This is a genomic window from Pseudomonas sp. F9001, from assembly GCF_013385435.1.
GTDB lineage: Bacteria > Pseudomonadota > Gammaproteobacteria > Pseudomonadales > Pseudomonadaceae > Aquipseudomonas.
Map to the genome: position 1 here is coordinate 21,676 of NZ_JACAPX010000008.1, position 16,603 is coordinate 38,278.

The window sequence follows — 16,603 nt, forward strand, 5'->3', positions numbered from 1 at the left end:
ATGAAGGTCCTGAGCCCAAGCGCACTGGAGCAGATCTACGCCCACGCCGACCGCAGCTACCCCGAGGAATGCTGCGGTTTCGTTTTCGCCGATGGCAGCGTGTACCTGGGCAGCAACATCCAGAACGAGCTGCACAGCAAGAACCCGGATATGTATTCACGCAGCGCCGCCAACGGCTACACCTTTTCGGTGGCCGACACGCTGATGATGAACAAGGCGTTTCGCGGTGATAACCCGGTGGTGGTGATCTACCACTCCCACCCTGACGTCGGCGCGTATTTCAGCGACGAAGACCAGGACAAGGCCCTTTTCATGGGCGAGCCGATCTACCCCGTAAGCTACCTGGTGGTGGATGTTCGCCAGGGCAAGACCCAAGGTTCCAAGCTGTTTGCCTGGGATGGCAAACACTTCGCCCAAAAACCCTTCAACGACCTGCAAACGGAGTTGTGCATGAACGCTGTCTCTTTCCCCGACATCCTGGTCCGCGTGGCCAAGCTGCCAGCATCGACCCTCGAGGGTGCCGGATCGACATTGCGCGAAGTCATTGAAAACCTCTGCATCGAGCACCCGCAATTGCGGGCGCACCTGCTCTACGAGAACAACCAGCTCAAGGAACACTTCCTGTTCACCGCCGAAGAGGAACTGATCGACGCCAACGACCGGTTGCCCGAAAAAGCCAAAATCGAAGTGTTGCTGGCCACTTCCGGCGGCATGGACGTCGACCAACTGAGCAACGAAGAAGTGCAGCGCTACGTGCGCCACATCACCCTGCCCGGCGTCGGCCGCGAAGGCCAGTTGAACCTGAAGAAAGCCCGCGTGCTGATCATCGGCACCGGCGGCCTCGGTTCGCCCATCAGCCTGTACCTGGCGGCAGCCGGCATCGGCACCCTGGGGCTGGTGGATTTCGACGTGGTGGAAAGCAGCAACCTGCAACGCCAGATCGTCCACGGCAACAGCACCTTGGGCCTGCCCAAGGTCGAGTCCGCCAAGCAGCGCTTGCAGGACCTCAACAGCCACATCCAGATCAACACCTACGACACCGCCTTCAACACCGACAACGCCCTGGAACTGGTGGGCGCCTATGACCTGGTGATCGACGGCACCGACAATTTCGAAACCCGCTACCTGGTCAACGACGCTTGCGTGCAGTTGGGCAAGCCGTTGGTGTACGGCGCCATCTACCGCTTCGACGGGCAGATCAGCGTGCTCAACTATAAAGGCGGGCCGTGCTATCGCTGCCTGTTTCCCCAGGCACCACCGGCGGAACTGGCGCCCAACTGCAGCGCCGGCGGGGTCATCGGCGTATTACCCGGGGTGGTCGGGATGATCCAGGCCACCGAGGCGATCAAGCTGCTGATCGGCATTGGCGAACCACTCTCGGGCCGGCTGATGCGCTTTGATGCGCTGGCGATGAAGTTCAGCGAGATCCGCTTCAAGCGCCGCGCCGACTGCCCTTGCTGCTCGGAACTGCGCCACAGCCAAACCATCGCCCCCGCCGTCTGCGCCGACGCCCTGCCAAGCCAACCGTCGCTGGCTGAAGAGCGCTACATCAAGCCGCGGGTGCTCAAGCAACTGCTCGAGCAACACAGCAAGGCCGACGTACTGCTGGATGTGCGGGACGCCAGCGAGCTGGAAGTGTGCAAGTTGCCGGGGGTGGTGCACATCCCGCTGGCCGAGCTCGACGGGCAACTCGCCAACCTCAGCCGCGACAACACCCACTACCTCATCTGCTACGCCGGGACCCGCGCGGAGCAAGCCGCCAGCACCTTGCTGGCCGCCGGATTCGCCAACACCAAAGTACTGCAAGGTGGCATGAAACACTGGGTTCGCGACGTCGAACCCGACATGCCTTTGTACTGATCAGCGGCCATGGGCTCTTACTTGATGTTGCATAACTCGATACTCGACGCCATTGGCCAAACGCCCATCGTGCGCCTGGAACAGTTTTCCGAAGACCTCGGCATCGAGGTCTACGCCAAGCTGGAATCCCTCAACCCCGGCGGTAGCCACAAGGCACGCATCGCCCTGGGCATGATCCTCGACGCCGAGCGCCGGGGCATTCTGATTCGTGGCTCAGGGCAAACCATCATTGAGCCCAGCGGCGGCAACACCGGCATCGGCCTGGTGATGGCCGGTAACGTGCTGGGCTACAAAGTGGTGCTGGTGATCCCCGACAACTACAGCCCCGAGAAGCAGAAACTGCTGCGCCTGTACGGCGCCAGGGTGGTGCTGTCGGACAGCCGCCTGGGCAACAATTCCCACGGCGAAAAGTGCATGGAGCTGCAGCTGGAAAACCCCAGCTACGTGATGCTCAACCAGCAGCGCAACGGCGCCAACCCGCAGACCCACCGTGACACCACCGCCCGGGAAATCATCCGCGCCTTCGGCGAGCTGCGTGTGGACTACTTCGTCAGCGGCATCGGCACCGGGGGCCATATCACCGGCATCGGCGAAACCCTCAAGAGCACCTGGCCGGCGATCCGCGTGATGGGGGTGGAGCCGGAAGAGTGCGACCTGCTCAGCGACCGCCATGCGCCGCACCATATCCAGGGCCTGTCGATCGGCTTGATCCCGAGCATTCTCAACGTCGCGATCATTGACGGGATGCTCAAGGTGTCGCGCCAGGAATGCCTCGACATGATCAAACGCATCATGCGCACCGACGCCATCAGCCTCGGGCTGTCGTCGGCCGCCAACATGGTAGCCATCGCCAAGCTGGCGCCGGAGCTGCCCACCGACACCGTCGTGCTGACCATGGTCTACGACAGTGCCGACAGCTATCTGCCCTGTTTTGAATAACAACTATTGCGGGGGTGCCTCCATGGGGGGCTTTATCGACATGCAACAGCTACACGATGAGTTGCTCACCCACCTCATCACCACGCTCACGCCTGCGCAGTTGAAGCAGCTGGAGGCGCATCTCGCGCCGCTGATCCAGGCGGCGGCCCAGGCGGTGGCCGAAGACCTGATCGCCTATGCCTGGCGCGACCCGGCGTCCCGTGGGCGCGGAGAGCTGATCCTGGAGTCCTACGCCTCGTTCAAGGCCGTGCTGTATTACCGCCTGGCCCACCTGGTGTGGAATTTCCCGGACAAGAACAACGGCGTGTTTTCCGCCATCGCCCTGAAGCTGAGCAACCAGGGCAAGATCCTGTCCGGCGCCGAAATTCACCCCGCAGCGCGGATCGGCCGGCGCTTTGTGCTGGACCACGGTTACGGCACGGTCATCGGTGAAACCTGCGAGATCGGCAACGACTGCTACATCCTCTGCGGCGTGACTCTCGGCGCCCGGGGCATCGCCAACAACCCGGACGGCAAGCGCCACCCGCGGCTGGGCAACAACGTGGAAGTCGGCTCCGGCGCGCGGGTGCTCGGTTACGTGCTGATCGGTGACAACGTGTTCATCAGTCCGTCCTGCGTGATCACCCAGGACGTGCCGGCCGGCACCAAGGTCAAGGTGGTCAACCAGATCCAGTTGCAGAAAAACGATGAGTCGGACCACAGCAATTACCTCGGCGCGTTTGCCCTCGACGAACGCCTGCACGTGGTGGGCGAAGTCAACGCCAGCCACAAGGTGACGGTATTGGACGCTGACTTTCATCCCCTGCCCGGCCTGCTGCTGGAGCCGACAGTCAAGGAACGTCATCACCTGCAATTCCGCCTGCGGCACATCGAAACCAACGCCTACCCGCCGCGCCTGCCGCTGAACCTGAAAGTGACCGGGCCCGAATTTGAAATCACCCTGCTATCTCCTCCTGGCTTGAGCGCGATGGTTCGTCGCCTGCTGCAAGCCAGCCCACTGATCGTCGGAGGTTGAACATGTCCGTGCACACCATGGAAACCCTCGCGCTGTTCGACAGCGCGCCTTACCAGAATGCCTTCAGTGCGCGGGTGATTGCCGTCAGCGAACAGGGAATCGCCCTGGAGCACACGCTGTTCTACCCCACCGGCGGCGGCCAACCGGGGGACACCGGCCATTTCATCCTGCCCGACGGCAGCCGCGTCGACATCACCGGCACCGTGCGTGACCCGGTGCTGCGCTCGATCATCTGGCACCAGGTAGAACACTGCCCCGAGCAACTGGCCGCCGGGATGCAGGTCGACGCCAGCCTGGACTGGGAACGTCGCTACCAGCACATGAAAATGCACACTTGCCTGCACCTCCTGTGCTCGATCATCGACGCTCCGGTGACCGGTTGCAGCATCGGCGCCGACAAGGGCCGCCTGGATTTCGACCTGCCGGAAATGACCCTCGACAAAGAGACCATCACCCGTGACCTCAATGCCTTGATCGAACAGGCTCATGGGGTGAAAACCCTGTCCATGCCCGCCTCGGAGTATTCAACCCTGCTGCAGATCACTCGCACCCAGGCGGTGGCGCCACCGGTCATCCAGGGGGCAGTTCGGGTGATTGAAATCGCCGGGATCGATATCCAGCCCTGCGGCGGCACCCATGTGACCAATACCGAAGAAATCGGCCGGGTGTTCTGCGAAAAAATCGAGAAGAAGAGCAAACACAATCGCAGGGTGATCCTGCGGTTTGAATAACCGCCGAGCGACGACCGGGGCGCCGACGCCCTAGTCGCCGTTCGTACAGGAAACTGACAGCAAATTTATGCGCTTGTAACATTCAGAAACGTACAATCCCGCCAGCAACGCCTCGTTGCCCCTGACTCGCGAAAACAGCGCCCGCCCTTCTCGGTGGGTCATTCGTGCAGCAGCTAAGCTCACTCCCATCACGCCCCTGAACCTGAACGCTGCAGGAATGACTGCCTATGAAAAGAGTGTTCCGTCACTACATCCCTGCATCCACATTGCGCTTGCTACCCAACCGCTGGGATTTGGTCGCCCTGCCCCTGGTGATCGGCTTTTTACTGTTTTTCTCCATCACTGCACGGGAAACCTGGGCGCCCATCGCCACCCTGCAGAGTGAAGTGATCTCGCTGGACCCGGCCAACCTGCCGGAATACGCGATGCGCACCACGATGCGCATGCTCGCGGCGATGGTTGCAGCGCTGGTGTTCACCCTGTTGTACGGCACCCTGGCCGCCAAAAGCCGGCGCGCCGAGAAACTGCTGGTGCCCGTGCTCGACATCCTGCAATCGGTACCAGTGCTGGGTTACATCTCGTTCACGGTGACGTTCTTCCTGCTGCTGTTCCCCGGGCGTGTGCTCGGCGCGGAGTTCGCGGCCATCTTTGCGATTTTCACCAGCCAGGCCTGGAACATGACGTTCAGCTTCTACCAGTCGCTGCGCATGCTGCCCCATGACCTGGTGGAAGTGTCGACCAACCTGCGGCTTTCCGGTTGGCAGCGGTTCTGGAAGCTCGACGTGCCCTTCGCCATGCCCGGGCTGGTGTGGAACATGATGATGAGCATGTCCGGCGGCTGGTTTTTCGTGGTCGCCTCCGAGGCCATTACCGTCGGCGACAAGACCATCACCTTGCCGGGCGTGGGCTCATACCTGGCCCTGGCGATTGCCCAGAAAGACCTGCACGCCGTGGGCTACGTGATCCTGGCGATGATTGTGGTCATCCTGATGTACGACCAGTTCCTGTTCCGCCCACTGGTGGCCTGGGCCGACAAGTTCCGCATGGAAACCACCGCCTCCCAGGGTGCCGCGCCGCAATCCTGGCTGCTGAACCTGATCCAGCGCACGCGCATCGTCCAGCGCATCCTGCGGCCTGTCACCCGCGCCATCAGCCGCATTGGCAACAAGCGCTTCAGCCTGGCGGGCGGTGCACTCAAGGCGCTGCCGGCAGAAACCCCGAAAGCGTCAAAAGTGATCGACTGGGTATGGGGCGCACTCATCGCGCTGCTGGCCGCTTATGCGCTGTATCACATCGTGCAGTACGTCGGCACTGAAGTGACCCTGGCCGAAGTCGGCCATGTATTCGTGCTAGGGCTGATCACATTGTTGCGGGTGGTCGGCCTGATCCTGATCGCCTCGCTGATCTGGGTGCCGTTGGGCGTGATGATCGGCTTGCGCCCTGCGCTTGCGGAAAAAATCCAGCCGCTGGCGCAGTTCCTTGCGGCCTTCCCGGCGAACCTGCTGTTCCCGGTGTTCGTCATCGTGATCCTGCACTACAACCTCAACCCGGATATCTGGCTGAGCCCGCTGATTGTGCTGGGCACCCAGTGGTACATCCTGTTCAACGTGATCGCCGGAGCCAGCGCGTTCCCGAATGACTTCAAGGAAGCCGCCGCCAACTTCCGCATTCGCGGCTGGTTGTGGTGGCGCAAGGTGATGCTGCCGGGGATTTTCCCGTACTACGTCACCGGCGCGATTACCGCCTCGGGGGGTGCCTGGAACGCCAGTATCGTGTCCGAGTACGTGTCCTGGGGCCACGACAACGTGGTCGCCCACGGGCTGGGCGCCTACATCGCCCAGACCACCGCGGCCGGCGACTTCCCGAAGATCGCCCTGGGCGTGGTGGTGATGTCGATCTTCGTGGTGGCGTTCAACCGCGCTGTGTGGCGGCCGATGTACGCCATGGCTGAAAACAAACTTCGTCTGAATTGATGGGACTCGCTGTGATGACTACCTATACCGAGCATGCCGCCGACACTCCGGAAATCTACTCGTTGAAAAACGTGAACCGGGTGTTCGGCAAAGGTAAAGACGAGCTGCAAGTCCTCAGCGGCGTGAACTTGAGCCTGCACGAAGGCGAGATTGTCGGCATGCTCGGCCGGTCCGGCTCGGGCAAGTCGACCTTGCTGCGCATCATCGCCGGGCTGATTCAGCCGTCGTCGGGCGAAGTGCGCTACAACGGCGCGCCACTCACCGGCCCGGCCGAAGGCGTGGCCATGGTGTTCCAGACCTTCGCACTGTTCCCGTGGCTGACCGTGCTGGAAAACGTCGAGGCCGGCCTGCAAGCCTTGCAGGTCGAGCGCAAGGAATCCCGCAGGCGCGCCCTGGCGGCCATCGACCTGATCGGCCTGGACGGTTTTGAAAACGCCTACCCGCGCGAACTGTCCGGCGGCATGCGCCAACGCGTGGGTTTCGCCCGCGGGTTGGTGGTCAACCCGACCCTGTTGCTGATGGACGAACCGTTCTCGGCGCTGGACGTGCTCACCGCCGAAACCCTGCGCACCGACCTGCTGGATCTGTGGAGCGGCAAGCAGCTGCCGATCAAGTCGATCCTGATCGTGACCCACAACATCGAAGAAGCGGTGCTGATGTGCGACCGCATCCTGGTGCTGTCGTCCAACCCTGGCCGGGTGGTGGCCGAGATCAAGGTGCCGTTTGCCCACCCGCGCAACCGCCTGGACCCGACCTTCCGGCAAATGGTCGACGACATCTACGCCCTGATGACCGACCGCCGCAGCGCCGACGCGAGCAGAGGTTTGCCTGAGCTGAAAATGGGCAGCCTGTTGCCGGAAGTCTCCACCAACCTGATGGCTGGCCTGATCGAAACCCTGGCCGCCGAGCCCTACAACGGCCACGCCGGCCTGCCGACCGTGGCTGAACGGCGTTTGCTGGAAGTCGACGATCTGTTCCCGGTGGCGGAGATGCTTGAGCATTTGGGCTTCGCCGAACTCAAGGGTGCCGATATTACCCTGACCGATGCCGGCAAACTGTTCGCCGACTACGGCACCCAGGAGCGTAAAACCCTGTTCGCCGAACACTTGATCCGCCACGTGCCATTGGCCGCGCGCATTCACCAGGTGTTGCTTGAGCGCAGCGGCCACCGGGCGCCACGGGTGCGCTTCGAGCAGGAACTGGAAGACTCGATGACGGAAGCCTTTGTGGAGAAAACCCTGGAAAGCGTGGTGGCCTGGGGGCGGTATGCGGAGATCTTCTCCTATGACGACCATACCGAGACATTCAGCCTGGATGATGTGGAAGGCAGCATGTAGGTTTAATGTGGGAGCGGGCTTGCTCGCGAATGCGGTGGATCAGCCATATATGTATTGGCTGACACTCCGCATTCGCGAGCAAGCCCGCTCCCACATTTGACCAGTGGTGTTCTTCAGATGACGAACAGGTCCACAAACCGGTTTACCGCAGTGGCCTCAAGCCGTGCCTGATCCTTGCACAGCGCAAAAATCTCGGCACTGCGCTGCGCGGTAAACCGGGTCGCCAGGTTGGCCTTGAACTTGTCTTCCAGCAACGGAATGCCATCCACCCGACGGCGACGGTGGCCAATCGGGTATTCCACGGCCACCTGTTCGGTGCTGGAACCATCCTTGAAGAACACCTGCACCGCATTGGCGATGGAGCGCTTGTCGGCCTCCAGGTATTCGCGGCTGTAGCGCGGCTCTTCGACGATGACCATCTTCTCCCGCAGCTCATCAATGATCGGATGGGCCGCGTGGAATTCATCTTCGTATTGCTCGGCCACCAGGTTGCCAAACGCCAGCGGTACGGCGGTCATGTACTGGAGGCAATGATCGCGGTCCGCCGCGTTGGCCAACTGCCCGACCTTGGAGATGATCCGGATCGCCGATTCGTGGGTGGTGATCACAATCCTGTCGATCTCATGCAGGCGATTCTTCACTTGCGGGTGCAAGGTGACCGCCGCTTCACAGGCGGTTTGTGCGTGGAACTCGGCGGGGAAGCTGATCTTGAACAGTACGTTCTCCATCACATACGTGCCGTAGGGCTGCGACAGGCTGAAGGCGCGCTTGTCTTCGGGCTTGAGCGCCAGGTCCTTGTTGGTGTGGCTGAACAGCACGTCATAGAAGCCCCACTGCGGCGCGCTCAACACACCGGGAATGCCCATCTCGCCGCGCATGGCGATATCCGCCAGGCGCACCCCGCGACTCGACGCATCCCCCGCCGCCCACGACTTGCGCGAACCGGCATTCGGCGCATGACGATAAGTACGCAATGCCTGGCCATCGACAAACGCCTGGGACAGGGCCGACAGCAGTTGCTCACGGTTGGCGCCCATCAGCTTGGCGGTGACGGCGGTGGAGGCGACTTTCACCAGCAGCACGTGGTCAAGGCCGACACGGTTGAAGGAATTTTCCAGGGCAATCACACCCTGGATTTCGTGGGCCATGATCATCGCCTCAAGCACTGCCCGCACGGTCAGCGGTGCGTCGCCGTTGGCCACGCGTTTTTGCGAGAGATGGTCGGCGACCGCGAGGATGCCACCGAGGTTATCGGAAGGGTGACCCCATTCGGCGGCAAGCCAGGTGTCGTTGTAGTCGAGCCAGCGCACGATGCAGCCGATGTCCCATGCGGCCTTGACCGGGTCCAGGCGGAACGAGGTGCCCGGCACCCGTGCGCCGAACGGCACCACCGTGCCTTCGACGATCGGCCCCAGGTGTTTGGTGCACTCCGGGAAACGCAGGGCCAGCAGGCCGCAACCGAGGGTGTCCATCAGGCAGTTGCGGGCGGTGTCGAGGGCATCGCGGGATTCGATCCTGAAACTCAGTACGTAGTCGGCGATGTCCTGCAGGACCTGGTCGTAGTCGGGGCGGTTGTTCTGGTCGACGTTGGCGCTCATGGCAGTACTCCAAAGTGGGTTAGGTGTGGTCCATCCTCAGGGTCAGGGTGTTCGTTCCCACGCTCTGCGTGGGAACGCCGCCTTGGACGCTTCGCGTCCCGTACGGCGCAAGGGTGACGCAGAGCGTCACGGGATGCATTCCCACGCAGAGCGTGGGAACGATCGGTTAGAAAGCGTCGCCGGGGACGCGTACGAACCCTTCCATCAACACTCGCGCACTGCGGCTCATGATGGCTTTTTTCACGACCCATTCACCGTCGACCTGGCTGGCCTCGGCGCCTACGCGCAACGTCCCGGAGGGATGCCCGAACCGCACCGCATTACGCTCCACGCCGCCCGCCGCCAAATTCACCAGCGTGCCGGAAATCGCCGCCGCCGTGCCAATCGCCACCGCCGCCGTGCCCATCATCGCGTGGTGCAACTTGCCCATGGACAGCGCCCGCACCAGCAGGTCGACATCACCCGCCTTGATCGCCTTGCCGCTGGACGCCACGTAATCCGCAGGCCGCGCCACAAACGCCACCTTCGGCGTGTGCTGACGCTGGGCCGCCTCGTCCAGGTGCTTGATCAAGCCCATGCGCAGCGCACCATGGGCGCGGATGGTTTCAAACATCGCCAGGGCCTTGGGGTCGCCATTGATCGCGCCCTGCAACTCGGTGCCGGTGTAACCCAGGTCCTGGGCGTTGATGAAGATGGTGGGAATCCCGGCATTGATCAGCGTCGCCTTGAACGTGCCGACACCCGGCACTTCCAGGTCATCCACCAGGTTGCCGGTAGGGAACATCGAGCCACCGCCGCCCTCTTCTTCCGCCGCCGGGTCCATGAATTCCAACTGCACCTCGGCGGCCGGGAAGGTCACGCCGTCGAGTTCGAAGTCGCCGGTTTCCTGCACCGCACCGTCGGTGATCGGTACGTGAGCGATGATGGTCTTGGCGATATTCGCCTGCCACACCCGCACCACAGCCACGCCGTTGTGCGGAATGCGCGCGGCATCTACCAGGCCGGCGCTGATGGCGAACGAACCCACCGCCGCCGACAGGTTGCCGCAGTTGCCGCTCCAGTCCACGAACGGTTTGTCGATGGACACCTGGCCGAACAGGTAATCCACGTCGTGATCGGCGCGGGTACTTTTGGCCAGGATCACGGTTTTGCTGGTGCTGGAAGTCGCGCCGCCCATGCCGTCGATTTGCTTGTCATACGGGTCGGGGCTGCCGATCACCCGCAACAACAACGCATCCCGCGCCGCGCCCGGCACCTGGGCCGATTCGGGCAAATCCTTGAGGCTGAAAAACACGCCTTTGCTGGTGCCGCCACGCATGTAGGTGGCGGGAATCTTGATCTGCGGTACGTGTGCCATGGTGGTCCTCATGGGCCGGGGCGTTGACCCCGGCCGCAGTTATCAGGCAGTTACAGCCGATTCCAGGAAGTCCTGGGCAAAACGTTGCAACACGCCGCCCGCCTCGTAGATCGACACTTCTTCAGCCGTGTCCAGGCGGCAGGTCACCGGCACCTCGACACGCTCGCCGTTCTTGCGGTTGATCAGCAACGTCAGTTGCGCACGCGGGGTGCGTTCGCCGATCACGTCGTAGGTTTCCGTGCCGTCGATCTTCAGGGTCTTGCGGTCGGTGCCCGGCAGGAACTCCAGCGGCAGCACGCCCATGCCCACCAGGTTGGTGCGGTGGATGCGCTCGAAACCTTCGGCGGCAATCGCTTCAACACCGGCCAGGCGTACGCCCTTGGCCGCCCAGTCCCGGGACGAACCCTGGCCGTAGTCGGCGCCGGCAATGATGATCAGCGGCTGCTTGCGCTCCATGTAGGTTTCGATGGCTTCCCACATGCGCGTGACCTTGCCTTCCGGCTCCAGGCGCGCCAGCGAACCCTGCTTGACCTTACCGTCTTCAACCACCATTTCATTGAACAGTTTCGGGTTGGCGAAGGTGGCGCGCTGCGCGGTCAAGTGGTCGCCACGATGGGTCGCGTAAGAGTTGAAGTCGACTTCCGGCAGGCCCATTTTCGCCAGGTATTCACCGGCGGCGCTGCCCGGCATGATCGCGTTGGACGGCGACAGGTGATCGGTGGTGATGTTGTCCGGCAGCACCGCCAGCGGGCGCATGCCCTTGAGCGGACGTGCACCGGCCAGGGCACCTTCCCAGTACGGCGGGCGACGGATGTAGGTGCTCTGCGGGCGCCAGTCGTACAGCGGCGTGACCTTCGGGCCGGTGTCTTCGTGGATCGCGAACATCGGGATGTACACCTGGCGAAACTGCTCCGGCTTGACCGACGCCTTGACCACCGCGTCGATTTCTTCGTCGCTTGGCCAGATGTCCTTGAGGCGGATTTCCTTGCCATTGGCGTCCAGGCCCAGCACGTCTTTTTCGATGTCGAAACGGATGGTGCCGGCAATCGCATAAGCCACCACCAGCGGCGGCGACGCGAGGAACGCTTGCTTGGCGTACGGGTGGATACGGCCGTCGAAGTTGCGGTTACCCGAAAGCACGGCGGTGGCGTACAGGTCGCGGTCGATGATCTCTTGCTGGATCACCGGGTCGAGTGCGCCGGACATGCCGTTGCAGGTGGTGCAGGCGAACGCCACGACACCAAAACCGAGTTGCTCCAGCTCGGTGGTCAGCCCGGCTTCGTCGAGGTACATCGCCACGGTTTTCGAACCCGGTGCCAGGGACGACTTGACCCACGGCTTGCGGGCCAGGCCGAGCTTGTTGGCATTGCGTGCCAGCAGGCCGGCGGCAATCACGTTGCGCGGGTTGCTGGTGTTGGTGCAACTGGTGATGGCGGCGATGATCACCGCGCCGTCGGGCATTTGCCCCGGCACGTCATCCCACTGGCCGGAGATGCCCTTGGCCGCCAGGTCGCTGGTGGCGACGCGGGCGTGGGGGTTGCTCGGGCCGGCCATGTTGCGCACCACCGAGGACAAATCGAAGCTCAGGCCACGCTCGTATTGCGCGCCCTTGAGGTCGTCCGCCCACAGGCCGGTGTGGCGAGCGTACTGCTCCACCAGGGTGACTTGTTCGTCTTCACGGCCGGTGAGTTTCAGGTAGGCGATGGTCTGTTGGTCGATGTAAAACATCGCGGCGGTGGCGCCGTATTCCGGGGCCATGTTGGAGATGGTGGCGCGGTCACCCAGAGTCAGCGCCGAAGCACCTTCACCGAAGAACTCCAGCCACGCACCCACGACCTTCTGCTTGCGCAGGAACTCGGTCAGCGCCAGCACCATGTCGGTGGCGGTGATGCCCGGTTGCAGCTTGCCCGTCAGCTCCACGCCAACACTTTCCGGCAGGCGCATCCACGAGGCGCGGCCGAGCATCACGCTCTCTGCTTCAAGGCCGCCAACGCCGATGGCGATCACGCCCAAGGCATCAACGTGAGGCGTGTGGCTGTCGGTGCCGACGCAGGTATCCGGGAAGGCCACGCCGTCACGTACCTGGATCACCGGAGACATTTTCTCCAGGTTGATCTGGTGCATGATGCCGTTGCCCGGCGGGATCACGTCGACGTTCTTGAAGGCCTTTTTGGTCCATTCGATAAAGTGGAAACGGTCTTCGTTGCGACGGTCTTCGATGGCGCGATTTTTCTCGAACGCCTGCGGGTCAAAACCACCGGCTTCGACGGCCAGGGAGTGGTCGACGATCAGTTGGGTCGGCACCACCGGGTTGACCTGGGCCGGGTCACCGCCTTGCAGGGCGATGGCGTCGCGCAGGCCGGCAAGGTCCACCAGGGCGGTCTGGCCGAGGATGTCGTGGCATACCACGCGGGCCGGGAACCATGGGAAATCGAGATCGCGCTTGCGTTCGATCAGTTGGCTCAAGGAGGCATTGAGGGTTGCGGGGTCGCAGCGACGCACCAGGTTTTCCGCGAGCACGCGGGAGGTGTACGGCAGTGTGGCGTAGGCGCCGGGGGTGATTGCATCGACCGCCGCGCGGGCGTCAAAGAAATCGAGGCGGCTGCCGGGGAGCGGTTTGCGGTGTTCAGTGTTCATCGTCAGGACTCGGTCACAGTAGTTGCAAAAGGAAGAACCGGTGCTGATCCAAGGTGGAATGCGATCAAAATGTGGGAGCGGGCTTGCTCGCGAAGGCGGTGTGTCATGCAACACACATGGCGACTGTCACACCGCCTTCGCGAGCAAGCCCGCTCCCACCTTTTTGATCCGTTTTCACCCCAAGATCAGCGGTTTCTCCACTCAGCGACGTTCGATTGGCACGAACTTGCGCTGCTCAACGCCGATGTACTCGGCGCTCGGACGGATGATGCGGTTGTTGGCTCGCTGCTCGAACACGTGAGCTGCCCATCCTGTCAGCCGCGAGCAGACGAAAATCGGGGTGAACAGCTTGGTCGGGATGCCCATGAAGTGGTACGCCGAGGCATGGTAGAAATCGGCGTTGGGGAACAGTTTCTTCTGCTCCCACATGGTCTTGTCGATGGCTTCGGAAACCGGGAACAACACGGTGTCGCCCACCTCCTCCGCGAGTTTTTTCGACCAACCCTTGATCACCTCGTTTCGCGGGTCGCTGTCTTTATAGATCGCGTGGCCGAAGCCCATGATCTTGTCCTTGCGCGCCAGCATGTCGAGGGTGCCTTCCACCGCTTCCTGGGCGGAAGAGAAACGCTCGATCATCTCCATCGCCGCTTCGTTGGCACCACCGTGCAGCGGGCCACGCAAGGAGCCGATGGCGGCGGTGACGCAGGAATACAGGTCCGACAGGGTCGACGCACACACGCGGGCGGTGAAGGTCGAGGCATTGAATTCGTGCTCGGCGTAGAGAATCAGCGACACGTTCATCACCTTGACGTGCAAGTCGCTGGGTTTCTTGTCGTGCAGCAGGTGCAGGAAGTGCCCGCCGATGCTCGGCTCGTCGGTCACGCAGTTGATGCGCTGGCCGTCGTGGCTGAAGCGGTACCAGTAGCACATGATCGCCGGGAACGCGGCGAGCAGGCGGTCGGTCACGTCGCGCTGCACGGAGAAGTCTTTCTCCGGCTCGATATTGCCCAGGAACGAGCAACCGGTGCGCATCACGTCCATCGGGTGCGCGTCGGCGGGGATGCGTTCCAGCACTTCTTTCAGCGCCTGGGGCAGGTCGCGCAGTTTGCCGAGCTTGGCGGTGTAGGCGACCAGTTCGGCTTTGGTCGGCAGTTCGCCGTAGAGCAGCAGGTAGGCGACTTCTTCAAACTGGGCATCGGCGGCGAGTTCGCGCACGTCGTAGCCGCGATAGGTCAAGCCGGCACCGGCCTGGCCCACGGTGGACAGTGCGGTTTGCCCGGCAACCTGGCCACGCAGGCCAGCTCCACTGAGTACTTTTGCTTCGGCCATGGTTATCTCCAATCTTGTAGTTATTAGTGAGGCGCTCGCGTTACTTCTTGGCGGCGAACAGCGCGTCGAGCTTCTGCTCGAAGGTGTGGTAGTCGATGCGATCGTAAAGCTCCATGCGGGTTTGCATGGTGTCGATCACGTTCTGCTGGGTGCCGTCGCGACGGATCGCGGTGTAGACGTTCTCGGCCGCCTTGTTCATGGCGCGGAAGGCCGAGAGCGGGTACAGGACGATGGAAACATCCGCAGATTTCAGTTGATCGACGGTATAGAGAGGTGTCGCACCGAATTCGGTGATGTTGGCCAGGATCGGCGCTTTCACGCGAGAGGCGAACAGCTTGTACATCTCAAGCTCAGTGATGGCTTCCGGGAACACCATGTCGGCACCGGCCTCGATGCAGGCGGCGGCACGTTCCAGGGCGGATTCCAAACCTTCCACGGCCAGTGCGTCGGTGCGGGCCATGATCACGAAGCTGTCATCGGTACGCGCATCCACCGCAGCCTTGATGCGGTCGACCATTTCCTGCTGGGACACGATTTCTTTGTTCGGGCGATGGCCGCAACGCTTGGCGCCCACCTGGTCTTCGATATGGATCGCCGCCGCGCCGAACTTGATCATCGACTTGACGGTGCGCGCCACGTTGAACGCGGAGGAGCCGAAACCAGTGTCCACGTCCACCAGCAGCGGCAGGTCGCACACGTCGGTGATGCGGCGCACGTCCGTCAGCACGTCATCCAGGCCGGTGATGCCCAGGTCCGGCACACCGAGGGAGCCGGCAGCCACCCCGCCACCCGACAGGTAGATCGCCTTGAAGCCGGCGCGCTTGGCCAGCAGCGCATGGTTGGCGTTGATCGCGCCGACTACCTGCAACGGGTGCTCGCTGGCAACCGCGTCACGGAAACGCTGGCCTGGAGTGGTGTTGTTATTGGAACTCATGACTCACCTCGTGATTGGGGAGCGCCGTCCGGGAAGTGACGGGCAATGTTGCGTTTGGAGGCGCCGATATGCCGGCGCATCAACAACTCGGCCAGTTCACCGTCGCGATCGGCAATCGCGTCAAGAATGCGGTGATGCTCGGCAAAGGCCTGGCGTGGACGATTGGGGGTGGCGGAGAACTGGATGCGGTACATGCGCACCAACTGATACAGCTCGCCGCACAACATTTGGGTCAGGGTGCGATTACCGGCGCCTTGAATTATCCGGTAATGAAAATCGAAGTCGCCTTCCTGCTGGTAGTAGCCGACACCGGCCTGGAAGGCCGCATCGCGCTCGTGGGTGTGCAACACCTGGCGCAGCTCTTCGATCTCGGCGTCGGTCATGCGCTCGGCGGCCAGGCGGCAGGCCATGCCTTCCAGGGATTCGCGGATTTCGTAGAGTTCGATCAGTTCTTCATGGCTCAACGAGACCACTCGCGCGCCCACATGGGGGATGCGCACCAGCAGGCGCTGGCCTTCCAGGCGATGAATCGCCTCGCGCAGCGGGCCACGGCTGATGCCATAGGTGCGCGCCAGTTCCGGCTCGGAGATCTTGCTGCCGGGGGCGATTTCGCCCTTGACGATGGCGGCCTGGATACGCCGAAAGACGTTCTCGGACATGGTCTGGGAATCGTCTTGGGCCATCACTGGGGTTTCCAGTTGATCCAGCATATTGTCGACACCTTTAAAAGCACTGCCGCAAAAACTAGCCAATCAGCCCCGGATAGTCAAAGAATAAATACACATTGTCGACAATCGTCTAATAACCCGCCTTGCACTCTATCGGGGCATGGCCGGCTGCCAGCGCTGGCGCCAGAAAACCTTCATGTTAGAATGCCGGCCACTTTTGCCTCA

12 protein-coding genes are annotated in these 16,603 nt (G+C 62.4%); 6 read left to right on the plus strand and 6 right to left on the minus strand.

Annotated features, from left to right (window positions below):
* From moeB to HX818_RS05945, 6 genes are all read left to right on the plus strand, one after another.
* The gene (moeB, locus tag HX818_RS05920; protein ID WP_177019636.1) at positions 1-1,860 is read left to right on the plus strand and encodes a molybdopterin-synthase adenylyltransferase MoeB; all 1,860 of its coding nucleotides are present in this window, start codon (positions 1-3) and stop codon (positions 1,858-1,860) included.
* Positions 1,861-1,884: 24 nt separating this feature from the next.
* The gene (locus tag HX818_RS05925; protein WP_043225528.1) at positions 1,885-2,799 is read left to right on the plus strand and encodes a PLP-dependent cysteine synthase family protein; all 915 of its coding nucleotides are present in this window, start codon (positions 1,885-1,887) and stop codon (positions 2,797-2,799) included.
* Positions 2,800-2,821: 22 nt separating this feature from the next.
* On the plus strand, positions 2,822-3,814 hold the full coding sequence (locus HX818_RS05930) for a serine O-acetyltransferase (RefSeq protein WP_003214992.1): 993 nt from the start codon (positions 2,822-2,824) through the stop codon (positions 3,812-3,814).
* A 2-nt stretch (positions 3,815-3,816) separates the two neighbouring features.
* Entirely contained in the window at positions 3,817-4,545 is a 729-nt protein-coding gene (locus tag HX818_RS05935) for an alanyl-tRNA editing protein (protein ID WP_003214990.1), read from the plus strand.
* A 227-nt stretch (positions 4,546-4,772) separates the two neighbouring features.
* Positions 4,773-6,518, plus strand: a complete 1,746-nt coding sequence (locus tag HX818_RS05940; RefSeq protein WP_003214988.1) for an ABC transporter permease subunit — start codon at positions 4,773-4,775, stop codon at positions 6,516-6,518.
* Positions 6,519-6,532: 14 nt separating this feature from the next.
* Positions 6,533-7,855, plus strand: coding sequence for an AAA-associated domain-containing protein (locus HX818_RS05945; protein WP_008432668.1), 1,323 nt, complete (start codon positions 6,533-6,535; stop codon positions 7,853-7,855).
* A gap of 113 nt (positions 7,856-7,968) precedes the next feature.
* Here the strand turns inward: HX818_RS05945 and prpD are convergent, their stop codons facing one another.
* The 6 genes from prpD to HX818_RS05975 form a co-directional block, all read right to left on the minus strand.
* Complete coding sequence (prpD, locus tag HX818_RS05950; RefSeq protein WP_177019637.1) at positions 7,969-9,453, minus strand: 2-methylcitrate dehydratase; 1,485 nt, start codon at positions 9,451-9,453, stop codon at positions 7,969-7,971.
* Between the two features lie 166 nt (positions 9,454-9,619).
* On the minus strand, positions 9,620-10,810 hold the full coding sequence (gene prpF, locus HX818_RS05955; RefSeq protein ID WP_177019638.1) for a 2-methylaconitate cis-trans isomerase PrpF: 1,191 nt from the start codon (positions 10,808-10,810) through the stop codon (positions 9,620-9,622).
* 42 nt (positions 10,811-10,852) lie between these two features.
* On the minus strand, positions 10,853-13,447 hold the full coding sequence (acnD, locus tag HX818_RS05960) for a Fe/S-dependent 2-methylisocitrate dehydratase AcnD (RefSeq protein ID WP_134325935.1): 2,595 nt from the start codon (positions 13,445-13,447) through the stop codon (positions 10,853-10,855).
* A gap of 201 nt (positions 13,448-13,648) precedes the next feature.
* Entirely contained in the window at positions 13,649-14,776 is a 1,128-nt protein-coding gene (gene prpC / locus HX818_RS05965; protein WP_177019639.1) for a 2-methylcitrate synthase, read from the minus strand.
* A 40-nt stretch (positions 14,777-14,816) separates the two neighbouring features.
* A complete protein-coding gene (gene prpB, locus HX818_RS05970) occupies positions 14,817-15,710 on the minus strand; it encodes a methylisocitrate lyase (protein ID WP_003214976.1) in 894 nt (297 codons plus the stop codon).
* Complete coding sequence (locus HX818_RS05975) at positions 15,707-16,420, minus strand: GntR family transcriptional regulator (RefSeq protein WP_008432676.1); 714 nt, start codon at positions 16,418-16,420, stop codon at positions 15,707-15,709. Before HX818_RS05975 ends, prpB begins: the two co-directional genes overlap by 4 nt.
* Positions 16,421-16,603 lie beyond the last annotated feature (183 nt).